This is a genomic window from Deinococcus radiophilus, assembly GCF_020889625.1.
Lineage (GTDB): Bacteria > Deinococcota > Deinococci > Deinococcales > Deinococcaceae > Deinococcus > Deinococcus radiophilus.
The window spans coordinates 54,435-75,333 of record NZ_CP086384.1 but is presented as its reverse complement, the minus strand read 5'-3'; the positions used below and the strand labels follow the sequence as shown (position 1 = coordinate 75,333).

29 protein-coding genes are annotated in these 20,899 nt (G+C 59.5%); 21 read left to right on the top strand and 8 right to left on the bottom strand.

Going from position 1 to position 20,899, the window contains the following annotated elements:
• Positions 1-37: 37 nt before the first annotated feature.
• The 5 genes from LMT64_RS13865 (at position 38) to LMT64_RS13845 (ending at position 2,230) form a co-directional block, all read left to right on the top strand.
• Positions 38-832, top strand: a complete 795-nt coding sequence (locus tag LMT64_RS13865; protein ID WP_126352308.1) for a DUF6454 family protein — start codon at positions 38-40, stop codon at positions 830-832.
• A gap of 66 nt (positions 833-898) precedes the next feature.
• Positions 899-1,186 carry a transposase gene (locus LMT64_RS13860; RefSeq protein WP_126352309.1) on the top strand — a complete coding sequence of 96 codons (288 nt, stop codon included), beginning with the start codon at positions 899-901 and terminating at the stop codon, positions 1,184-1,186.
• Between the two features lie 2 nt (positions 1,187-1,188).
• Positions 1,189-1,482 carry a hypothetical protein gene (locus tag LMT64_RS13855; RefSeq protein ID WP_229253590.1) on the top strand — a complete coding sequence of 98 codons (294 nt, stop codon included), beginning with the start codon at positions 1,189-1,191 and terminating at the stop codon, positions 1,480-1,482.
• Positions 1,470-2,057, top strand: coding sequence for an integrase core domain-containing protein (locus tag LMT64_RS13850; RefSeq protein ID WP_229253589.1), 588 nt, complete (start codon positions 1,470-1,472; stop codon positions 2,055-2,057). Before LMT64_RS13855 ends, LMT64_RS13850 begins: the two co-directional genes overlap by 13 nt.
• A gap of 23 nt (positions 2,058-2,080) precedes the next feature.
• Entirely contained in the window at positions 2,081-2,230 is a 150-nt protein-coding gene (locus tag LMT64_RS13845; protein WP_170166060.1) for a hypothetical protein, read from the top strand.
• A 43-nt stretch (positions 2,231-2,273) separates the two neighbouring features.
• On the opposite strand, the gene LMT64_RS13840 is transcribed toward LMT64_RS13845, so the two are convergent.
• Positions 2,274-3,227, bottom strand: coding sequence for a DNA/RNA non-specific endonuclease (locus LMT64_RS13840; protein ID WP_126353322.1), 954 nt, complete (start codon positions 3,225-3,227; stop codon positions 2,274-2,276).
• Between the two features lie 612 nt (positions 3,228-3,839).
• Here LMT64_RS13840 and LMT64_RS13835 point away from each other — a divergent pair.
• From LMT64_RS13835 to LMT64_RS13825, 3 genes are all read left to right on the top strand, one after another.
• Positions 3,840-4,613 carry a ParA family protein gene (locus tag LMT64_RS13835; protein ID WP_126353324.1) on the top strand — a complete coding sequence of 258 codons (774 nt, stop codon included), beginning with the start codon at positions 3,840-3,842 and terminating at the stop codon, positions 4,611-4,613.
• The gene (locus LMT64_RS13830) at positions 4,610-5,536 is read left to right on the top strand and encodes a ParB/RepB/Spo0J family partition protein (protein ID WP_126353326.1); all 927 of its coding nucleotides are present in this window, start codon (positions 4,610-4,612) and stop codon (positions 5,534-5,536) included. The genes LMT64_RS13835 and LMT64_RS13830 overlap by 4 nt, the downstream gene beginning before the upstream one ends.
• A 320-nt stretch (positions 5,537-5,856) precedes the next feature.
• The gene (locus LMT64_RS13825; protein WP_126353328.1) at positions 5,857-7,224 is read left to right on the top strand and encodes a replication initiator protein A; all 1,368 of its coding nucleotides are present in this window, start codon (positions 5,857-5,859) and stop codon (positions 7,222-7,224) included.
• A 970-nt stretch (positions 7,225-8,194) separates the two neighbouring features.
• On the opposite strand, the gene LMT64_RS13820 is transcribed toward LMT64_RS13825, so the two are convergent.
• The 3 genes from LMT64_RS13820 to LMT64_RS13810 form a co-directional block, all read right to left on the bottom strand.
• The gene (locus LMT64_RS13820) at positions 8,195-9,664 is read right to left on the bottom strand and encodes a bifunctional metallophosphatase/5'-nucleotidase (protein ID WP_126353330.1); all 1,470 of its coding nucleotides are present in this window, start codon (positions 9,662-9,664) and stop codon (positions 8,195-8,197) included.
• A gap of 528 nt (positions 9,665-10,192) precedes the next feature.
• Positions 10,193-10,567 (bottom strand): type II toxin-antitoxin system death-on-curing family toxin, encoded by a 375-nt coding sequence (locus LMT64_RS13815; RefSeq protein WP_126353332.1) that lies wholly within the window; start codon positions 10,565-10,567, stop codon positions 10,193-10,195.
• On the bottom strand, positions 10,564-10,785 hold the full coding sequence (locus LMT64_RS13810) for a hypothetical protein (RefSeq protein WP_126353334.1): 222 nt from the start codon (positions 10,783-10,785) through the stop codon (positions 10,564-10,566). The genes LMT64_RS13815 and LMT64_RS13810 overlap by 4 nt, the downstream gene beginning before the upstream one ends.
• A gap of 691 nt (positions 10,786-11,476) precedes the next feature.
• Between LMT64_RS13810 and LMT64_RS13805 the strand changes: the two genes are divergently transcribed.
• The 7 genes from LMT64_RS13805 to LMT64_RS13775 all read left to right on the top strand — a co-directional run bounded on the left by LMT64_RS13805 (position 11,477) and on the right by LMT64_RS13775 (position 15,754).
• Positions 11,477-12,325 carry an IS5 family transposase gene (locus LMT64_RS13805; protein ID WP_013616019.1) on the top strand — a complete coding sequence of 283 codons (849 nt, stop codon included), beginning with the start codon at positions 11,477-11,479 and terminating at the stop codon, positions 12,323-12,325.
• A 400-nt stretch (positions 12,326-12,725) separates the two neighbouring features.
• Positions 12,726-12,965: a hypothetical protein gene (locus LMT64_RS13800; RefSeq protein ID WP_126353336.1), complete on the top strand. Its 240-nt coding sequence runs from the start codon at positions 12,726-12,728 to the stop codon at positions 12,963-12,965.
• A gap of 162 nt (positions 12,966-13,127) precedes the next feature.
• Positions 13,128-13,490: a hypothetical protein gene (locus tag LMT64_RS13795; protein WP_229253588.1), complete on the top strand. Its 363-nt coding sequence runs from the start codon at positions 13,128-13,130 to the stop codon at positions 13,488-13,490.
• Between the two features lie 40 nt (positions 13,491-13,530).
• The gene (locus tag LMT64_RS13790) at positions 13,531-13,908 is read left to right on the top strand and encodes a hypothetical protein (RefSeq protein ID WP_126353340.1); all 378 of its coding nucleotides are present in this window, start codon (positions 13,531-13,533) and stop codon (positions 13,906-13,908) included.
• Positions 13,909-14,294: 386 nt separating this feature from the next.
• The gene (locus LMT64_RS13785; RefSeq protein WP_229253587.1) at positions 14,295-14,936 is read left to right on the top strand and encodes a CAP domain-containing protein; all 642 of its coding nucleotides are present in this window, start codon (positions 14,295-14,297) and stop codon (positions 14,934-14,936) included.
• A gap of 213 nt (positions 14,937-15,149) precedes the next feature.
• Positions 15,150-15,353, top strand: a complete 204-nt coding sequence (locus LMT64_RS13780; RefSeq protein WP_126353344.1) for a hypothetical protein — start codon at positions 15,150-15,152, stop codon at positions 15,351-15,353.
• Entirely contained in the window at positions 15,350-15,754 is a 405-nt protein-coding gene (locus tag LMT64_RS13775) for a GNAT family N-acetyltransferase (protein WP_229253586.1), read from the top strand. The genes LMT64_RS13780 and LMT64_RS13775 overlap by 4 nt, the downstream gene beginning before the upstream one ends.
• Here LMT64_RS13775 and LMT64_RS13770 read toward each other — a convergent pair.
• Both LMT64_RS13770 and LMT64_RS13765 read right to left on the bottom strand, forming a co-directional pair.
• Positions 15,703-16,572 (bottom strand): integrase core domain-containing protein, encoded by an 870-nt coding sequence (locus tag LMT64_RS13770; RefSeq protein ID WP_229253585.1) that lies wholly within the window; start codon positions 16,570-16,572, stop codon positions 15,703-15,705. The genes LMT64_RS13775 and LMT64_RS13770 overlap by 52 nt on opposite strands.
• A gap of 2 nt (positions 16,573-16,574) precedes the next feature.
• Positions 16,575-16,862 (bottom strand): transposase, encoded by a 288-nt coding sequence (locus tag LMT64_RS13765; protein ID WP_126352309.1) that lies wholly within the window; start codon positions 16,860-16,862, stop codon positions 16,575-16,577.
• A 12-nt stretch (positions 16,863-16,874) separates the two neighbouring features.
• Between LMT64_RS13765 and LMT64_RS13760 the strand changes: the two genes are divergently transcribed.
• A complete protein-coding gene (locus LMT64_RS13760; RefSeq protein WP_229253584.1) occupies positions 16,875-17,081 on the top strand; it encodes a hypothetical protein in 207 nt (68 codons plus the stop codon).
• 209 nt (positions 17,082-17,290) lie between these two features.
• Here the strand turns inward: LMT64_RS13760 and LMT64_RS13755 are convergent, their stop codons facing one another.
• Both LMT64_RS13755 and LMT64_RS13750 read right to left on the bottom strand, forming a co-directional pair.
• Positions 17,291-17,623: a type II toxin-antitoxin system PemK/MazF family toxin gene (locus tag LMT64_RS13755; protein ID WP_126353547.1), complete on the bottom strand. Its 333-nt coding sequence runs from the start codon at positions 17,621-17,623 to the stop codon at positions 17,291-17,293.
• Positions 17,624-17,634: 11 nt separating this feature from the next.
• Positions 17,635-17,928: an AbrB/MazE/SpoVT family DNA-binding domain-containing protein gene (locus LMT64_RS13750; protein ID WP_126353541.1), complete on the bottom strand. Its 294-nt coding sequence runs from the start codon at positions 17,926-17,928 to the stop codon at positions 17,635-17,637.
• A 93-nt stretch (positions 17,929-18,021) separates the two neighbouring features.
• Between LMT64_RS13750 and LMT64_RS13745 the strand changes: the two genes are divergently transcribed.
• The 5 genes from LMT64_RS13745 to LMT64_RS13725 all read left to right on the top strand — a co-directional run bounded on the left by LMT64_RS13745 (position 18,022) and on the right by LMT64_RS13725 (position 20,815).
• Entirely contained in the window at positions 18,022-18,975 is a 954-nt protein-coding gene (locus LMT64_RS13745; protein ID WP_229253583.1) for a hypothetical protein, read from the top strand.
• Positions 18,975-19,544: a hypothetical protein gene (locus LMT64_RS13740; protein ID WP_126353539.1), complete on the top strand. Its 570-nt coding sequence runs from the start codon at positions 18,975-18,977 to the stop codon at positions 19,542-19,544. Before LMT64_RS13745 ends, LMT64_RS13740 begins: the two co-directional genes overlap by 1 nt.
• 109 nt (positions 19,545-19,653) lie before the next feature.
• Positions 19,654-20,022: a hypothetical protein gene (locus tag LMT64_RS13735; protein WP_126353537.1), complete on the top strand. Its 369-nt coding sequence runs from the start codon at positions 19,654-19,656 to the stop codon at positions 20,020-20,022.
• On the top strand, positions 20,019-20,615 hold the full coding sequence (locus tag LMT64_RS13730; protein WP_229253582.1) for a hypothetical protein: 597 nt from the start codon (positions 20,019-20,021) through the stop codon (positions 20,613-20,615). Before LMT64_RS13735 ends, LMT64_RS13730 begins: the two co-directional genes overlap by 4 nt.
• Entirely contained in the window at positions 20,612-20,815 is a 204-nt protein-coding gene (locus LMT64_RS13725) for a hypothetical protein (protein WP_126353534.1), read from the top strand. The genes LMT64_RS13730 and LMT64_RS13725 overlap by 4 nt, the downstream gene beginning before the upstream one ends.
• The last annotated feature ends 84 nt before the right edge of the window (positions 20,816-20,899 follow it).

The window sequence follows — 20,899 nt, the reverse complement described above, 5'->3', positions numbered from 1 at the left end:
GACAGTCGCCTGACCATTCTTCCCTACGCTCTTGCCCATGCTGAAACGATTGATGCTTTCCTGCCTGGCCATGGTCAGCACCGGCACCGCTTTCGCGGCCCTTCCACAGGTGCAGTCCGACCTTGCAGCTCTGGGTCGCGGCTCCAGCTGGACGCCTGCTGGACAGATCACCCTGGCATTCGAAACCCACCATCCTCAGGGCATGCTGAAGATTGGTGACCGCTACTTCATGAGCTCCGTCGAAATTCAGGAGCGTCCTGAAAAGTACCAGCAGCCTCAGGGCGGTATGGACCGCAGTCCGGGTAAAGGGCGCGCCCACCTCTTCCAGTTCGATCAAAACGGCAAGCTGCTTAGGGACATTGTGCTGGCCGAGGGAGAAGGTGACATCTACCATCCTGGAGGCATCGAAACCGATGGCAAGTACATCTATGTACCGGTGGCTGAATACCGTCCGAACAGCCGCTCGGTGCTCTACCGGATCGAGATCAAGACAGGCAAAGTCGAAGAAGTCCTGCGTTACAACGACCACCTGGGTGGCGTCGTCATCGACCCGGCAGGCGGCAAGCTGCATATGGTGAGCTGGGGATCCCGTCGCTGGTACAGCTGGGATCTGAACGGTGCCGGTCTCCCCATCACGGCAACGGCGCGGATGCAGGCCAATCCGCTGAGCTACATCGACTACCAGGACTGCCATCACATGGAAGGTGAACTGGCACTCTGCAGCGGCGTTGCCTACATGGGAGGTCATCCCAGTGGCGAGAGCATCGGACTGGGCGGCCTCGAAGTGGTGAACTTCAATGAAGGTCGGGTCGTCGCCGGTTTCCCAGGGTAGTGGTACGCGAAATCCTTCCACATCGGCCCCACTTTTTAGGAGGGTGGGGCACACTGGAGGGAAGATATGGGAAAACAGCGCAAAACCTGGTCACCTGAACTCAAGGAGCAAATTATTCTGGCTGTCCTGAGCGGGGAGCACACCATCGCGGAAGCTGCTCGTGAATACGAGGTCAGCGAGAGTTTGATTCACACCTGGCGTGCACAGTTTCTGGAAGCGGGCCGTGCCCGCCTCCAGGGAGCGAGGCCGGATGCAGCCCAGAAGAAGTTGGAGAAGGAAGTCCAGCAGCTCAAGGCCATCATTGCGGACAAGGAATTGTCACTCTATATCGCAAAAAAAATCCGGGGTCTCTGAGCGTGGATGAACTCCTGGCGTGCTACCAGGAGTTGCTCGGAGACCACCCGAAACTCAGTCTCAGCAGATTTGCTGGCGAGGTGGAGCGTCCATATCACGTCCTGCGCGATGCCCGGCAGAACGCACAGCGTTCTGCACAGCGAATGGAGCAGCGCCGGCACATCCTAGAAGTGGTGCGGTTCAAAGCCCTGGAAGAGCCACTCAGCGGCTACCGTTTGATTTACCAGGCCTGCAACAAGATGCCCAGCAGCCTTCTCCTGGCCTCCATACCGTCCGTCGCCACATGGCGGAGTTGAAGGTGCAGCGCCCGGTTCCCAGAAAGAAACGCCGTCCATCGGCATGCCCTACCTCTATCGTTCTCTGGCCAGCGGCCCGCCGAGTTCAGATCGATGCCACACGGCTCAGCTTGCCGGACGGGATCTGCTGGGCTTATCTCGTCCTGGACGTAGAAAGTCGCGCACTGCTGCACATTGAAGTGGTCCGGAATCTCTCTGCCAGCAGCGCGGTCACCGCGCTGCAACGGGGAGTCTATGTGCTGCACCATCTCGGCATACACGAGCAGCTCCTGATCATGACTGATGGTGGCTCAGATTTTACGTCTGGCGCATTCCAGGCGGCCTGTCAGGAGCTGGGCCACTGGGTACGGGCCAAGGTCTCACAGAAGGGAGGAATGGGCATCCTGGAAAGGCTCAACCGGACCTTCAAATATGACGGCGTGTTCCGGGAAGAATTGACGAATATTGCCCAGCTTCGTGCGTTCAGCACGAAGTTTAAAAACTGGTACAACTCTGAGAGAAGGCATTCCAGTCTGGGGTACACCTACCCCTGGGTTAAACTGCTTGCAGCTACGGAATCTTCGAACGTAGCCTGAAGGATTTTCCGTACCACTACCCAGTGCCCCTATGGGACCCGGTCAAAACCGACGGCGTGACCCGCGCCATGGCCACCAATCCCTTTACTGTCTGGAAAGCGGACAAGGGACTACGGTTCGCGTTCGCGCCTCATGACGGCCAAACCGTGGTGTATCTGTACGACGTTAAGTGATGAGCCAAGAGTTGCGAGGGAGAGATAAACTCTCCCCTATTTCTTATTCGCAGGCCACCCCGTCTCCATCCCTATCCATCGCTGCGCGGTACCCAGGCTGACCCCGGCGCAAAGGTGCAGCTCCCGCCGCTTTCGCTGCCGCACAGTTGGCATAGTAGGGTGCGTCGTTCCTGGGCGGTAGATAGGCCGGTTGAGCCGCTGGCCTGGGTGGGGTGGCTGGACGCACCGCCGGAGTACTGCCGATCTGTTTCAAAGGAATCGCTCCTGGGCAGAGCTTGCCAGGTTGAGCCGCATTTAATGGCAGACCCACACTGAACTCCGGCCAGTAGGTTTGCAACTGCTTGATGCTCACTTCGTACTGTCCGTACTGCTGACCAGTGAGTTTGTTGATGGCTACGTTCGGCATGACCCACAGACGGTAATCCTGACCGTCGGTCCACATTTTGAAGAAGCTGGCGGGGATGGTCACTCTCCCCCGTCCGTTCAGGCTGCCTGATTTACCCAAGGTGCCGGTAAGGACCGTCAGCTTGCCGGTCTGTTGGGCGCAGGCCCGTGTGGCATCCTCCAGACCGTTCCAGGCCTGCTGGTTGAAGCTCGGTTCCTGCGGGGCGATATTGCTGAGTAAGAACGAGTTGCTCATGGCGGTAGCGCTGTACTTGAAGTCCGCAGCTGGGGCCAGGTGGCCCCGGTCGTAGCCACTGCCACGGTAGTCGTTGAGGTCTACGCGGGCATTCAGGGGCAAACGAACGTCTGCCCGGAAGTCGTCCTCGCGGCTGACGGTGCCCTGCAGCTTGGCTGGAGTCAGAACCTCCACCACCAGGCGGGGAATCCGGTCGGTCAGCGAGTAGCTTACCTGGGAATCGGCGGTGCAGAGACTGAAAAGCTGCTCTCCGCGGTACACGCTGGTGACACGGGCCGACTGGTTAAGGCAACCCGTGGATTGAGCCTGCGCAGCAGTGGCGGCCAGCAACAGCAGCAAAGGAAGGGCTTTGTTCACAGGGGCATCCTACTGGAGCGTTCTGACGCATGCCTTTCTAAATAAGCTGTTTGGCTCGGGAAATCATTTAAACCGACAAGGGTCTATGAGCCTCCAGGCGTCCGTTCCCGTTCCGGCACAGTCCGCCCCAGACGCCCGACCGACACCTCGCCCCATTCCAGGTCACTCAGGGCTTCAGGCAGCCCCTCGGCCACCATCGCTGGAGCTTATCTGCCCTTCAGCGAGAGTTGGAAAAACGTCATGTTGCCAAGAGTAAACGTCGAAGTTTCGACACTTGCCGGCAATCTATTTTTGCGTTCTACACGCCCATCTGTCTCAAGAGCGTGATCTGTGGCGACGTCGCCACAACTGGACAGCCGGGGCGTAGGTGGAGGACATCACTACAAGGACGACAACCTCCTTGTTCACGGAAAGCTGGTCAGAAGCGACCGTGCCCAGGGCAACGAATATGAGCGGTAGGGCACTTACCGAAAAGCTATTTTCTGCGTTCCGGAGGCAGATCAGCTTTGAACAACCTATTTGTGGCGACGTCGCCACAAACGCATCCCTCCCTGCGCCCTCACTCTGCGCCAACAGATTTGAACCTGTCACCTCAAGCAGGCAATATGAAGTATGACGAAGAGAACGCAGGTGCTGATGGCCTTCAACCATGCTGGGGGAGCGGCGAAAACATCCACCGTTAGGGATGTTGGCTACGATCTGGCACAGCGTGGATTCAAGGTGCTGCTGATTGACCTCGATCCTCAGGCCAACCTTTCCCAGTGGCTGGGGCAAGGCAAAGCCGAGCTGGAGGAGTCGGTCAAGAATTCGCTGGAGCACTACACCCCCTTGCCTGAACCAACCGAAGTTCATGGGATGTCCCTGATTCCCAGTCATCTGGAACTGAGTTACACCGACATGGCGCTCGGAGGCTATCCCAACGCGGAAGGGCGGTTGCGCCGGGCGGTAGATCAGTTGCGTGAAGAGGGAACCTACGACTTTATCCTGCTTGATCCGCCGCCCTCACTCGGCAAGCTGACGGCCAACGCTGCCAACGCTGCCGACTGGGTGATCGTTCCTATCCCGGCCCGCTACAAAGGCATCGTCGCTCTTCGGGGAGTGCAGCGGATGCTGGAACAATACGGGTACACCAACCCCAACCTGAGGATCGCCCTATACGTCATCACTCAAATGGACAACACCTCTCACGCCAAGGAGGCGGTGGAGGTATACCAGGAGGCACTGGGAGATCAGTTGGCCGGCCTTATCACCCACCGGCCAGCCGTCTATAACCGCTGCCAACCTGAAGGTCGTCCCGTCGGAGCGATCGCGGCAGACGCCGAAGCAAAAGAGGAGATCCGTCTGCTGGTGGATCAGCTACTCAGCCGTATTGGAGCCGGCGCATGACCAAGCGGAAACTCAGCGCCGGAATGATGCAGGCCCTGGAAGAGACCAAGTCGGTCGCGCAGAAGATCGAAGATACTCAGGGCAAGCGTTTTCCACTGGAATACCTTCCGGTCGGGGACATCCGGCCTTCGCCCTTCCAGGCCAGGTTGGACTTCACCGGTCTGGAATCCCTGGCAGAAGATATCCAGGCCAACGGAGTATTGCAGCCCATCCTGGTCCGCACCCTGCCGGGCGGGGGGTACGAACTGGTCGCAGGAGAGCGGCGGCTTAGAGCTTCCAAGTTGGCCGGTCAGCCGAGAATCCCTGCGATCGTCCGTCCACTGGAGGACCGGCAGGCCAGGCTCTATAGCCTCAAAGAAAACTTGGAGCGGGAGAACCTCAATGCTTATGAGATGGCCCATGCGGTGATTGATCTGGTCAGTCTCTCGCTGGGCAAGGAGACGAAGGAAGTGATTCAGCTGCTGAGTCAAAGGCGTAATACAGCAGAAGAAGTCGTCACGTCGGCGGAAGAAGCTCTGGGTATTCTCGGAAAGGACATTTCACTGCCCGGCTTCCAGCGCCATTACCTGCCGCTCCTGCAGTTACCTACCGGACTTTTGGAAGCGCTTCGCAGCGGCGCCCCCTACAGCTCAGTGATGGAACTGAGCCGTGCTTCTGAGGTGCAGCAGGCTGCTTGGCTTCCCAAAGTGCTGGCAGGAGAGTGGGGCGTGCGCGATATCCGGCAGGCACTCAAACAGGAGAAGCCAGCCCGTGCGACAGCGGGTACGGAAAAGGACATTGATCTGACCGAAGAGTTCCGCACACTGCGCTCCCACTTCAGCGCCAAGCAGCTGGCCGGCCTGGATACCCGTAAGAGGAAGAAGGCCCAGAAGCTTTTGCAGGAACTCAGGGCACTGTTCGAAACCGAGCAGTCACCAAAATGAGCAGGAAAGACCAAGGCCACTGAAAAAGGTGTCGATTCGCTTCGGCCGGTAGACCTGGGCGTGGGCATCAGCGTAGCAGTGGACCGCTCCTTACACCTGAAGGAATCTGGCAGCGTGCCACCGCTCTCTGGACCGTCGGTCTGCAGTGGACGGCAGACCGACCCTGCTTCACAGGGTCACGGTGGTCCGGGTACCGTTACCGGAAACCATTCTTCCGGAGGCCTGATAGGCGGCTCTAGCGTAGTGATCAGCTAATCCAAACGCTGCGGGAGAACTGCAAATGACTACACTAACATTCAGTCACCAGCCCTGGAGGATCTATGAGTAAAAAATCGGTGATGGTACCCCTGACCAGTCTGGCCCCAGATATGGGACACGACGAACTCAATGTCGGCCAACTGTCCCTGATCAGTGCGCAGTCCCGGGTCCCTGGAAACTACACCTCCTGGTCGCGCACCTATCAGGCCGGCGAACGCACAGTCAAGGTGACCTGCACGGCGCTTACCGGGGAAGTGGTTCCGCATGGACTCGACAACGACGTCATGGTGGCCATCATCAACCTCTACGTGGAACAGGGCTGCTCAGCGAACGGCATCGTCCGGACAACTTTGTACCGTCTCCTGAGTGTGGCCGGCCTACCGGTGAGCGCGCACTATTACCGGGAAGTCCGTCAAAGCCTTAGACGGCTGCAGAGCACCAATTATCAAATCGAACAGGGTTGGTGGTCACGCGGTAAAGAGCGCTATGTCGACGCCTCGTTCAACTATCTGTGGAAAGTCGTAGTGGTTCAGGAGGAGCGCGACAACGCGGCCAGCGTCCTGGAGATCCGCCTGCCTGACGAGGTGGCACAGAGCATCCGGGAAGGCTACGTCAAACCCCTAGACTTGGACGTCTACCACCGGCTCAACAGTCCGCCCGTGCGCGCCATCTACCGCACCCTGGATGCCCTGCGCTGGGAACTCGGGACACCCAAAGAGATGGTCAGCGTCGGGCTGCTCGATTGGGGAGAGCGGCTCAGCATCTATAGCACCGAACCGGACAAGATCCGCCGAGTACTGCAACCGGCCCATGAGGAACTCTGTCAAAACGGCATTCTCAGCCGGGTGGAGATGGAAGGCCGCGGAAAAGCTCAGATCCTGAACTACCACTTTACGCAGCCCAATGTCGGCCCTGACCCGGAGCTGCTGCGGGAACTCACCTCGCGGGGCATGTACCCGGCAGTCGCGGGAAAGTACCTTACCGAACATCCAGATCCTGCAGCCGTGATGCGCGCACTGAAGAAATTCGACGCCTACCCAGGGCATCGGCAAAACCCCGGGGCACTCCTGAGGGACATGCTGCTGTATCCGGAACAGTATGGCAACGGCCTGGAAGAAGAGCCGGCACCGATTGCGAAAACTGCACTGCTCCGGGTTTCTGCAAAGCAAGTGGAAGAAGAAGCGGCTCAGGCCCTGACTGACGAACTGTATGCACTCACCGACGAACGTCTACTGAAGAGGCTAGAGAGCCACCTGTCGTTTTCTGGTCTACGGCCTTTCCTCTCAGCACAGGACCTCCACGACCTGAAGACGAGAGCAGCGGCAGGCGAGCTGCCTTTGATCGACATGATCCAATACATCTCGCAGCGCCTGACGGCTCCGCCAGAAGACACCGCTGCAGAGTTCAAGGTCAAATTCCTGGGCTCGTAAAGTTTGGGGGGAAAAGAAGCGTCTGAGATTCATGCCGTCCAGGACGGCTTTTTTTAATATCGTAAAGTTTGGGGGGAGTATCGTAAAGTTTGGGGGAAGTTGTCGTAAAGTTTGGGGGGAAAAGGACTCGTAAAGTTTGGGGGGACGGGGCAGATGCGTCCTAGACGTCCTTTTCTGAGCCCCGCGCCTTGGTGTCGTAAAGTTTGGGGGGAAAGGCGTCTATCGTAAAGTTTGGGGGAGATTGTCGTAAAGTTTGGGGGGAAAAGGTGCCGAAATGTCGTAAAGTTTGGGGGGGAAAGGTGCCGAAATGTCGTAAAGTTTGGGGGGAAAAGGCCAACCCCGTGGCGGAATTTAACGTCCAGGTCGCAGATTTCAGGGGGCGCGTTCTGCGCCACTGATGATGATGATTATTTTTTACTTATTTAATCATCAATCATGGGACAGTCGGATTATGAGCCTGGCTCAGGATGCGTCCGAAGATAGAAAGGGACCGCCCTGAGACATTCCCCAAGCCGACGTGCGCCAGATGACGGCTTATCACGAGGCGCCTCGAAAGGAGACGCTGGGTCGCTGGCTGTCTTCTGGGAAGCCCAGCAGGTGGCCTTGAACCAGCCTGGCGGCCAGGTCATTCCCATGAGCCGGTCCTTTCGCATACACGCTCCGCTGTTGGCAGTCATCAACGCCTACTTCACCCAGACGGTGACCGGCCCCGGCGAGGAGCGGCCCACCGCGAGCAGGTCCCTGGCGAGGAGCCGGCGGTGGAACTGCACCTTTTGTAGGGCGACTCCGCCGGCGAGGTGCGCTCTGCTGAGGCCTACTACCTGGCCGCCCGGGTGCAGGCCATGCTGCTGGCTGGTCTTCCGGTGCATGACCGTGGGGCGGGGCAGGGCAGACCAGTGTGGCCGTCGGACATCACCCTGCTCCTGGGGGTCTGCACCGGTCTCAAGCTGTATGAGGATGCGTTCCAGGCTCACTGGCCTGCCGGTGGTGGTGCACGGCGGCCGGAAGTGCTCGATGCCATCAGCCTGGTCGGTTGACTTTGCAGGTATTCGCTGAGGGCGGTGACGTCCCGTACCCCGTCCGCTGGACTGATCAGCACCCGGGCGCCTTTGAACATCGTGTAACCGTCACCGCCTGCGGCCAGGTAGCTGCCCAAAGCGACCTTGTACAGTTGCTGTGGGTCAAGCGGCTTGTCCGCGACCCGGATCTCGGAGACCCGCTGACCGACCGGCTTCGCTGGGTCGAAACGGTAGGTCAGTCCGCTGATCTGCGGGAAACGTCCGGAGTATTCGTCGACCTTGCTTACGCCGTTCTCCAGTGCGGCCTGGAGGGTACGGCCGTCCACTTCGACCATCATGACCTGGTTACCGAATGGCAGGATTTCGGTCAGCGTTTTGAGGGTGACCGGTCCAGCAGGGAAGACCTTGTCTCCCCGGATGCCGCCTCCTTGCATCAGGGCGATGTCGGCACCGGTCGCTTTGCGGAACGCGTCGGCGATCAGGCTGCCGAGCGCCGTCTCCTGAACCCGGCTGACTTTGGCACCCGCGTCCAGGTCCACGCTGCTCTGGGTGATCACTCGGTCCAGTCTTCGTTCCAGTTGGGTCATGTACCGGGTGGCCAATTCGGCGATCTGCGGCTGTTCCGCCAGTTCGGGCCCGATAGGGAGCACGGAGAGCTTGAGTGGCTGCTGCGGTGCATGGATGTCCACGCGGATGACCGAGCCGATGTTGCCGGCCGGTTTGGCGATGACCGTGCCCCCTTCAGCGGTCATGGTGGTCCGAGTTTCGCTTTCCTCTTCGCTGAGAATAAGGTCCAGCTCGGGAACCTCTTTGGCCAGTTTCAGATCGGCCTCCAACGGTTGTTGCGTGATGGCGACGATCAATTCCGCACCCTCAGCCTGTAAGGCGGCCACCTCACGTTTGGCGGCTTCGACGACCTCACCTTGCTGAACGGTGTCTCCAGCGTTGGTGGTCTCCATCGCTGTCGTCAGGCCGATGAAGCCCACTTTGACATTGCCCACGCTGAGGATTTTACGGGTGGCTGCACCGGCGAACGGCTGACCGTGCTGGGTGAGGTTGGAGCTGATCCAGGGAAACTTGGACTGCCGGACCAGTCGCTGCGCCTGCGCAGCTCCGAAATCGAATTCATGCTGACCGAAGTTGGCCAGGTCTACGCCGATCTGGTTGAATGCTTCGACGATCGGTTCGCCACGGAACTCGCCAAATAGGGTGCCACCGGCCAGATCGCCACCGAAGAGGACAAGTGTTTCCGGCTGTTCGCTGCGGATCTGCTCGATCTGTGTGGCCAGACGGGCCATGCCGCCACGCTGACCGCCGCCGAGGGGAGCCAGTTCATGGGCGTCGTTGAAGTACAGCAAGGTGCCCTGAGCACTGGCGGACGGAAGGACGGCGGCGAGGGCCAACAGGACGAGTTTCCTCATGGTCGCAGCTTAGGCCGTGCCCATCGGCTTGGTGTCAGCGACTCAGCGACGCTTGGGTGCTGTTCACAGTGTGTTGGTGCCCAGGCTCCTTGCCAACCAGACCAAAAATATTCAAGGGTTTCCAGCGTCCAAGCCAGATATTGTTTTCTGCTTCCTATTCGGCATCAGTGGGGTCGCTCGGACAGGCAGCCATGCCCAGGACCAGGTGAAAATCCGCGCCAGTATCTTCTTCAGACATATGCCGAACCATGCCCCGGGTTTAATACACTGAATTACAAAACAGCAATTCCAAATGGCTCCCCCTCCGCTCTTGCCTGAGCTGAGGCATGGGGGAAAGGAATGGTTGGTGTGAGGCTCTACTTCGGTAATTCGCTAAGATTAACCCAAGAGTTCTTCTCCTGTTGAACTCCTGGTGCGCCAAGTCGCCAAGAGGGACCAAAAGGGCCTTGCTACTGTAAATTTCCAGGCCTCTTCTAAACGCTGGTACAGGAAGCTGAGCTGCCGTTAAGTAGAGTTCGGTTTCAAAAATCAGCGCCGCTCGGCTATCCACATAGCGATCTCCGCCTTGCTCATCTGGCCATTGGCAACGGCCAACGTCAAATCGAACAGTTCGTCCTCATTGGCCTGAAACCGTATTGCGTTTAGGCGCAAAAACAGGGCCATGGCCGTATAGGCTGTGCGCTTGTTCCCATCGATAAAAGGATGATTCCGCGCCAAATGGTACAGGTAAGCAGCCGCTTTCAGCTCTGGCGTGGGATGGGTCTCCTGCCCAAAGACACTCATGGCCGGCTGTTCTAGGGCGGAGCGGAGCAAGCCTCTATCCCGGACACCTGGCGTTCCACCGAACTGGGCTAAGACGCGGTCGTGGAAGTAGAGAATCTCCGCTTCAGTAAAATAGATCATGCGTCACTGAGCCGCCGGTAAAGGCCAGCCTGTTCTTGCATCAGTTCCTCTAGCGCCTGCTCCAGTCGAACAGCACGTTCGTCACCAGCTTCTCTCCGGATGGTCGCCGTAACCGTCTCTCCCGGCGTCAGGTCATTCAGGCCAAGAGTCTGGATCTGCTCGGGAGAAAGTTCCAGCGTCTGCCCCTGCCCATTCTGAAGATTGAGAATGACACGCATATCATCAGACTAGCGAAAAGCGTTGCCACAAAATGTCATTGCCCGGCAACTTCCCCATTCGTCCAGTCGGGGCGGCCGGCTTCTGTTCCGTTCCAGCACGCGGAAACTTATAACTTGCACCTTGCATAGTTGAGCGAGTAGCCGTACTGGTGCCAGGCATTCCGGCTCCTTTTGAATCTGGTTCAGCAGGTGACCTAGCCTGACTTCGGGAAACAAAGTGCAGAGAGCCAGCCAGGCAGCTTCCTTGTCCTCTGAGTGATGCAACATGGTCAGTGTGAAGGACAGGAAGACCATCAGAATCCAGCGGTCCAGACCCCTAACAGTTCACAGCGCGAACTGCGCCAACCTAAACTGATGCTTGCCCTCCCCAAAGAGGATGCCAATGCCAAGCGCCGTTTTCCTTCAGTAAAGATGTCCTTGCCGCTCAAGCAGCTCGGACGACACCGTGAAGAACTTACGGTCCTTACAGTCAATGCTCCCCAGTACAGGATTTCCAGAGGCCAACTCAACTGGCGAGGTTGACGTATCCCCGTGTGGACAGTCTGCAACCGTCACTTGGCCAGGATAACCGTGCGACGGTTGCTCCTCATACCCACCACGAACTCAACACTGCGGCGCTACAAACCTTCTAAAGTGTGTCTGAAAAGCCTCCTGGTGCGGGTTTTTCATCTCTCGCGTGTTCGTGGATCCTATGGGTATGTCGTCCGTCTACTCAAGCGATCTGACCAACGCCGAATGGATGATCCTCGAACCTCTATTTCCACCTGTCTGTTCAACAGGACGACCTAGAAAGTGGTCCTGGCGCGACATTCTCAATGGGATCTTCTATGTTCTTCGCGGTGGTATCGCCTGGAGGCTGATGCCGCATGACCTTCCACCTTGGCAGACGGTATACCACTACCACCGACTCTGGAGGAAACAGGGTCTCTGGAAAGCGATTCATGCTGTCTTGCGGGAAAGGGTTCGCGTGCAAGCAGGCCACAGCCCAACACCCTCAGCGGGAATTATTGACAGCCAATCAGTCAAAACGACAGAAGCAGGCGGACCTCGTGGCTATGATGGTGGGAAGAAAGTGAACGGTCGAAAGCGGCACATCCTGGTCGATACGATGGGCCTCGTCATGGCAATCAAGGTGCATGAAGCGGATTATCAGGATCGCGCCGGCGCGATCCTCCTGCTGCGAGACTTGCCGAACGTTTTTCCACGCATGCAACATCTTTGGGCAGACCAAGGGTATACCGGCAAATTGGGAGCTGAAATCAGAAAACATTTGGGCTGGACGTTAGAAATCGTCAAGCATCCTTGGTCGGGCCGGCAGAGTACCTGGGCACCAAAAGACGCACCTCCACCACCCGTGGAGGTGCCAACAGGATTCGTCGTGCTGAAACGTCGTTGGGTGGTTGAACGAACCTTCGCCTGGATAGGCAAATCCAGGCGGATGTCCAGAGATTACGAAGCACTGTCAGAAACCTCGGAAAACCTCGTCTACGAGGTCATGATTCGCTTGATGGTCAAGCGACTGGCCAAAATAGTGACTTGAAGAGTTTTCAGACACACTTTATTGATAACGATATAAGTTGGAATCAGTATCCCAGCGTACTGAGCGCACTACACAGGAGCCGACATCCCTGACTACCCCTCAAAACGCGGCAACCGACGTGTCAGACGGCTCCAGTTTTCAGGGCTTAGGTAGCCAAGCAAATCCCGCATCTCGTCCAACCCCAGTCGAAATAGACTTTTGCTGGCATAACGACAGGCTTTTCTATAGACGCAGGATTTCTGGTGGTTGTCAAATCTGCGTTTATGTCAGCGTCGGCAGAGTTTTGAGGGGTAGTCAGTTTACCAAGAAGCTAGAGATCGTCACCGCCTTTAAGTCAACCTTCGGCCCACAGACCAGACCCTTCCAGCGGTCGTACACTGAAGAAGCGAAAGGAGCTGTCATGAACGCACACGCACACTCCCAGCAACCTCAGGCCCCACGCGCCGACCTGGCTCGAATCCTGGAGACGGAGGACTACTCGCTGGAGAACATTGAAGCGGTGGCCCTCAGCCTGGGTGGCCGCCAGGGCGCGGACCACTTCCTGAACAAGCGCTTCCCGGAGCTGGGCGGCCGCACGCCGGAAGAAGCTGTGAACGACGGTGACGGTGAAGGCGTCATGTACTTCCTACTGAGGTTCTGAGCCGTGGCCTATAGCTCAACTGCCCTGACGGCCCTGCGTGGAGACACCCACCGGGATTGAGCGCGGCGACAACCGCTGTGCTACTCGGACAGTCGCCGCAGTGAGCAAGCCGCTATATCTGGCCAAAGGATTTCCCTGGCGCTGACGCGCAGTTTGAGGCTTATGTTCAGATTCAAACGTTCTGGCTCTGCACCCGCAGTCGTTCTAAATGCCCTCTACAGGCACCGTGGCAGTCGTGCCCTGACCATGTACCGCCGCACCGACATCACCGCACTGCCCCCTCACGTCGACTCCGCCTGGGACCTTACTCCCCCTGATTCACAGGTGCTGTCCGAAGTCCGGCGTACGCCCCTTCCCCTGGTCGGGAGAGCCGTTTACCGGTTTCGCCGTGGGGACTTGCCCAGTCCTGCAGACGACGATGTCGTCTTGCAGATAGACCACTACCTTTACGGAGATGGAGGAGCGGTCACCATCTGGCTGCATGTCCCGGCACGGATGCTCAGTCGGGAGTGGCGGCGCCTTTAAACGCAGGGATTCCCTCGCGCTGACGCGCAGGGGAAAGGGCATGCAAGATATCAATACGGATTGCCCTGTTGGCTCCATCTGGGAATACACCGGCCCGCAAAGACCGCTCGTCATCTTCCATCTTGGGCAGCTGTTCGCCAGCAGCGAGGCAGAGTCGGTGTGGAGCACCGACCTGCTGGACACACCGAACCCGCTGCTTCCAGAGGTCAATGCCATCGCTGTCAGCACGGAAGAGGACGGGTGGTCGGCCGACGTGACCGGGACGGTCACTGGCCACCACTCCTGGCACGGTAAGACGGATGTGGTGCTGCTCTTACGGACCCGTCTGGCCTACCGGTACTGGACCCGGCAGCAGATTGTCATTCAGCTCCACGTTTCCGTGGAAGAGCTTCACAGGGACTGGGAACGCCTGTGCTGATCACCCTGCGAACCGCTACGATGGCTTGGGGAGGTCATGCTGACGCAGGACGGCAAAGTCAAGAGGATGCCCCGTGATCCTGAGGCGCGGCTCCGCCACCTGGCCTGAGTCGCTGCACAGAGCCCGACTCTTGCGGGAATTCCTATCTCGCCGGAAGATGCACTCCAGGGGCTGAAGGCAGCTGCCACCCTTCGCCAAGCCGCCGAGCAAGGCCTGGAGGAAGCAGACACATCTTTGACAGGGGAGAGGGACCGCATTCCCTAGAATCAACCTATGCGAAAAATCCTGCTGACCCTGCCTGCCTTGCTGCTGGCCTCCTGTGGTGTTCTGGGAGGTCCGCCCGCTCCGAATCCGGCCCTGCGCCCCTGCCTGACCCGGTGCCCCCAGTGACCACCCCTGATCCTGGTCCCCAGCCTCAACCCCAGCCCACTGCGCCCTTCATTCCCGCCGCCGGCGCAGCCGTCGGCACTGGAGACGGCACCAAGCTCGGCACGGTGTACGTCTCGCCCAACGCACAGGAAGTGGACTTCATGACCCTGCTGAACGAGGTCCGCACAAAGGGCACCGTGAACGGTGTGGACGTGCGCGCCGGAACTTGCCTGGCCGGAGTGGAGCCGGGCACCCTGAAACCGCTGACGTACAACGGGGTGATGGCCTATGCCAGCCGGAAGCACAGCACGTATCTGGGAACGTGGGGGTTTGAAGGGCATAACGAGCTGAACACTGCCCACCCGAACTTCTATGGAGCCAGCTATGCTGACCGCGTCACCCGTGCCTATCAGGAACTGGCTGACGGAGCATTTCCCAATGCTGGAGGGGAAATGGTGGCCTATGGTAGTGGCAACTCCAATCTCTTCGCCGCTCAAACCGTTACCGGCTTTGTCCACTCTCTCCCACACTGCCAGATCCTCGCCCAGAACAACATCGCCAGCATCGGCGTCGGCTACATCCCTGCTACATATGAGAACGCCACTCCCACAAAACCTATCGTTTACAGGAACAACTGGACCGTGACCTTCGGCCGCTAAGGCCTCCAGCCCTCTCCCGACCATCAGCCCCCACGCCCGCCTGCCCGCCCGCGTGGGGGCTGATCGGCTCTCCCAAAGGGGCCACGCTACGGCTCCCTCGTTCTGCTGAAAGCAGAACATCTGCCGGAAGAGCACCTCAATCTCCGGGGGTAATGCCGGAAAAACCATGCTCTGAACAGAATGGGGATGCTACACTGTCTCAAGGAGGCCCTGATGACCAAACCAAGCATTGAACCACTGCCCAAAGGCTTTATTACGGCTGAGGACATGGAGAAAATCCTGGACCCCAGCAAGCGTGACCCGGAAACCGAGGCCCGCAGGCTGGCGACGCTGAAAGAAATCAGAGCTGACAGGGAAGCCAGAGAAGCCAGGGGCGAACCCGTGATTCTCAGGCCAGGAATGTCCTTCCGCGTATGACCGAGATTCGAATCATCACCCCCCAGAGCGAGTCCTGGGGGGATTTTCAGTGTGGCGACCCCCGCATAGACCGCAAGCTGCTCGCGGAAGTGGAGCAAGCGAAGAAGAACCTGGTCCGCTTGCACGGTCTATACGAAGGGGACCGGCTCCAGGCGGTCATCAGCCTGGAAGCCAGCGTCTTGCAGGCTCCTACGGAAGTCATTGCCAAGCTGGGTGGGCGCGAACGGGTCTCCACGCTGCATATCGAAGTGCTGAGCGTACGCAAATCGGCACAAGGACGGGGATATGGACGGACCTTACTGCGCCACGCTCTGAGACAAGCTGAAGCGGTAGTGGTACGGAAAATCCTTCAGGCTACGTTCGAAGATTCCGTAGCTGCAAGCAGTTTAACCCAGGGGTAGGTGTACCCCAGACTGGAATGCCTTCTCTCAGAGTTGTACCAGTTTTTAAACTTCGTGCTGAACGCACGAAGCTGGGCAATATTCGTCAATTCTTCCCGGAACACGCCGTCATATTTGAAGGTCCGGTTGAGCCTTTCCAGGATGCCCATTCCTCCCTTCTGTGAGACCTTGGCCCGTACCCAGTGGCCCAGCTCCTGACAGGCCGCCTGGAATGCGCCAGACGTAAAATCTGAGCCACCATCAGTCATGATCAGGAGCTGCTCGTGTATGCCGAGATGGTGCAGCACATAGACTCCCCGTTGCAGCGCGGTGACCGCGCTGCTGGCAGAGAGATTCCGGACCACTTCAATGTGCAGCAGTGCGCGACTTTCTACGTCCAGGACGAGATAAGCCCAGCAGATCCCGTCCGGCAAGCTGAGCCGTGTGGCATCGATCTGAACTCGGCGGGCCGCTGGCCAGAGAACGATAGAGGTAGGGCATGCCGATGGACGGCGTTTCTTTCTGGGAACCGGGCGCTGCACCTTCAACTCCGCCATGTGGCGACGGACGGTATGGAGGCCAGGAGAAGGCTGCTGGGCATCTTGTTGCAGGGCCTGGTAAATCAAACGGTAGCCGCTGAGTGGCTCTTCCAGGGCTTTGAACCGCACCACTTCTAGGATGTGCCGGCGCTGCTCCATTCGCTGTGCAGAACGCTGTGCGTTCTGCCGGGCATCGCGCAGGACGTGATATGGACGCTCCACCTCGCCAGCAAATCTGCTGAGACTGAGTTTCGGGTGGTCTCCGAGCAACTCCTGGTAGCACGCCAGGAGTTCATCCACGCTCAGAGACCCCGGATTTTTTTTGCGATATAGAGTGACAATTCCTTGTCCGCAATGATGGCCTTGAGCTGCTGGACTTCCTTCTCCAACTTCTTCTGGGCTGCATCCGGCCTCGCTCCCTGGAGGCGGGCACGGCCCGCTTCCAGAAACTGTGCACGCCAGGTGTGAATCAAACTCTCGCTGACCTCGTATTCACGAGCAGCTTCCGCGATGGTGTGCTCCCCGCTCAGGACAGCCAGAATAATTTGCTCCTTGAGTTCAGGTGACCAGGTTTTGCGCTGTTTTCCCATATCTTCCCTCCAGTGTGCCCCACCCTCCTAAAAAGTGGGGCCGATGTGGAAGGATTTCGCGTACCACTACCAGCCACCTCAGTCAACATCAGCCTGCACACTGTTTCGCTGGAAGCGACCGGGGAAAGCCTGGCGTTCTATCAGGGGTTCGGCTTCACGGCCGCACAGCGCCCCTGGCCGGACGGCTCCTGGCCCATGTGGTTCGATCTGCACGGGTGAGCCCCTGAACAAACCAACCAGACTTCCAGTCACTGTAAGGGCATGACCATCTCTTTCAGTGCCCTGTTCAGGCGCAAACGCGCTGCCCCACCCTCTTCGGCCCAGACGGCGTACGTATCGCGGGCTGGCAGGAGCAGTGAATGATGCACGGAACAACATGTCACACGGCCCCCAATACACCACTCACGACCAGAACGCTACTCAGCAACTCAGCTGAACAGTACCGCCAGACGCGCCAGCACCTCATCCACCACATCCCGGGGCACCATCTCAAGAAGGCGGGCTCCCCGCGCGCTGAAATCAAGTGCCCTGGGCTGATCACAGCGCACGATGCCCGTGGTCTGGGTTCCAGCTTCGTCCAGGGACACCGCAAACCCGGCCATCCGTGCGAACTGTCCTCCGCTGGTCACTGGCAGGACAATGGGCGTACCGGTCAGGGCGTTGAAGGCATCCGGCGACACCACCAGGACTGGACGTTTGCCACGCTGCTCATGTCCGGCCGTGGGATTCAGATCCACCAGGTAAATCTCGCCCCGTCTGATGTCTCCGCCCTTCAAAGAACCTCACGCCCCACCGGCGCGTCACTCAGCCAATGCTGTTCTTCTGCGTCCTGCGCTCCTGCTGGATCACACTGCGCTTCTAAATCACACTGCGCTTCTAAATCACACTGCGCCAGCAGTTCTTCCAGGGAGTAACGCGGTTTTGGGGCTGGCTGAACCGTCAACTGCCTCCCTTCGACGTTTAGGCCCACAGCGGTGCCTGCAGTCAATTCCAGAACGTCCAGCAATGCAGGGGGAATACTCAACATCACCGAACCGCCGACTTTTCTCAGGTATGTCTTATGCACGGGCCACCTCCTTCTGAATTATATTCCAATATAATTCATCGAAACCACAATTTTGTGTTCTGACCACCCAGATCTGCGTTCAGACTGAGAAGCATGTACTACACCTCGGTCACTTCGTACACGGCAGGCATGCCTCCTGGTCTGGCGCTGGTGCATGACGCTCAAGTGCAGGCCTACATCTGGGGCAATGCCAAGTGGCGTGGCAACTGCAGCGGCTACATCTACCGGCACCTCTTCCAGCTGCTTACGCCCCAGCGCTTCTGCGACCCGATGGTCGGCAGCGGCACCTCCGTGGACGTCGCCCGCGAAATGGGCATCGAAGCCGTGGGCCTCGACCTGCATTCCGGCTTCAATGTCCTCAGCCAGCCCATCCGGCTCCACCTGCCCGCCCACTGGAACGGACAAGCGGACCTGTGCTTTTCCCACCCGCCCTACCACACGATGGTCACCTACTCCGGGGCACAGTGGGGAAACGAAGCCCACCCGGACGACCTCTCCCGCTGCAGCAATCTGGACGAGTTCTACGAGAAACTGGCCCTCGCCCTGCTGAACCAGCGTGACAGCGTCAAGGTCGGCGGCATCTACGGCACCCTGCTGGGCGACCTGCGCCAGAAAGGGGCGTACCACGCCCTCGCCTCGGACATTCAGGCCTACCTGCCCAGAAGCGAGCGGCGGGCCATCCTCATCAAGGCCCAGCACAATACGCAGAGCGGCACTCGGACCTACAGCAAGCTGCGCTTCGGGCGCATCGAACACGAGTACATCCTGCTTTACGAGCGTCAGCCCGGACAGGTCTACGCCGTCCTGGCCGAAACGGTCCAAACCCAGCAGGAAACGCGCACCCGCAGCTGGAAAGCCATCATCGGCGCGGCCATCCTGGGCCTGGGCGAAACCTTCACCACCGCCCAGGCGTATCAGGCCGTGATGAACGCGGCTCCCGAACGCATCCAGCAGAGCGAACACTGGCAGGCCAAAGTGCGACAGACCTTGCAGCAACTGCCCGGCCTCACCAACCCTGAGCGCGGCGTCTGGGCACGGGCCGCCTGATGAAGGGGCCGCAGTGGCTGCAAGACATCCGGCCCGGTGAGCTGAGCGCGCGCGTCGAGAATCTGCCGCTGGAGAAGTTGCAGCTGGGCCGCCAGTGCCTGGGGGAAACCCGGCTCCTGATGCGCCTTACCCTGGGCCTGTTCCTGCTAAGCGCCAGCGTCTTCGTACTCGGGGCGCTGGCCGCCGGGGAACACCTGGTCATGGGCCTCCTGCGCCTGGTCATGTTCCTCCCGGTATGGGCGTACTTTCTTGCACGCGACCTGAAAGCAGCCTGGACGGACGCTCAGCAGGTCAGCCCGGCCCTGAGCTGGGGGCTGTGTCAACGCCTCGCAGCGCGCCGCTGGGTTCACTGGTTTGCTGCAAGCGTCCTGCTCTCCCTCACCCTTCAGGTGGCGCTCTGGCAAATGCTGTATGCCACCGGGCTCCTTGGCAAAGTCGGTCTTGAGCATGACGGCCTGTTCTACACGCTTATCTTTGGCAGCGCCTCACTCCCACAGCTGGCCATCCTTCAGCTGGCCGAAGCCCTGCGGGCCCTGCTGGGCCTCCTGCGCGGACCGGCAAGAAGGTGACCCGCAAAGAGCCTGCACGGGCCGTGAGCCGCCGGGAGCAGGCCGCCCCTTCCATCTGGAGCTGCTGGCCGGGTTGGAATCCCTCCCGCTCACGCGGAAGTGGAGGGGTATGACAGATGCAGATGCACACCTCCTGAAAGCCCATCAGGCCTACACCCAGGCCGGCAGCGCCCTGATCCAGGCCTGGAACCGGGCACAGGCCGCAGAACTTTCCGGACCACGCGATCAGATCAAATGCGCGGCGCAGGACCTGGTCCAGCAGCTTGAAGGCAAACCCGACTGGGAACGGGACGCCTGGCTTACCGCCGCCGAGCTGCGGGCCGCCGACCATGCCGGCGAAGCGGGCGGAGCCAGGAGCACCCACGGCTGGAGCGCCGAGCAGTACGCCCAGGAGTTCGCGTCCCCCTGCTGGCCCACAGACTGCCGCCTCGCCTTTGGACAGCTGCTGCGCCAGCTGCTCAGCAAGGAGACCCTATGACCCTCACCAAACCCTCGCCGGTCCCCGGACACCCCCAGCACCTCAAACTTCCGGCTGAGCCCGCCGCGGATGACCCCATCCACCAGGTCCCCCAGAGCCGCGCCTACGGGCAGGTGCTGGCCGTGGCAGAGGCGTCTCCCAACCCCCGGTACCGGGACGTCACCCACTGGGACCGGGCCAGTCTGGCGCACAACCCCCAGCAGTTCGTCTGGCTGCTCGGAGAGCACTTCACCCATCTGCTGCTGTACCGGGGCAGCGGTGTCCATGAGGCCCTGGACTATCACCAGCACGACACCCGCGTGCGGGTCTTCGTCTGCGGGGGCGGCCAGCTGCAGGAGGCAGACTTCCCGAAAGCCCACCTCGCGGCTTCGTTTCTGCCGCACTTCTACCACGTCCACATGGAACATGGCCTGTTCCAGTTGCGGACAGACAAAGAAGTTGTCGCTGCGTTGCCCCCGGAAGAAGGTGCGGTCCTGCTCAGACGCCAGGAGGAGGTGCGCACCGAGATGAAAGCCGCTGAACCCTGGGACGGCCGGGCGGTCCACGCCTTCCAGGGCGAGCTGCAGGCCATAGCCCGGCGGTACAGGGCGTGAGCTACAAAAACGCACTGTGCAGGCTCAGCCACCAGATCGAGACAGAGGCGGCGGAACCCGAGCAGCCGGTCAGGCTCTCGCAAACCGATATGGACGTGCTGATCGGCCTGATCGAAGAGCAGATGGAACGCACCGACGACCCGGACGAACAGGTGGCCCTGGACTTCCTGAGGCTCCAGCTCAGGCCATTGGAGCCCTGATTTCTTTCTGCTCTTTCCCCCTCCCGCCTTCCCGGCGGGAGTTCTGTTTGAAAGGAGTCCCATGAAACTGAATTCCGCTTTCAA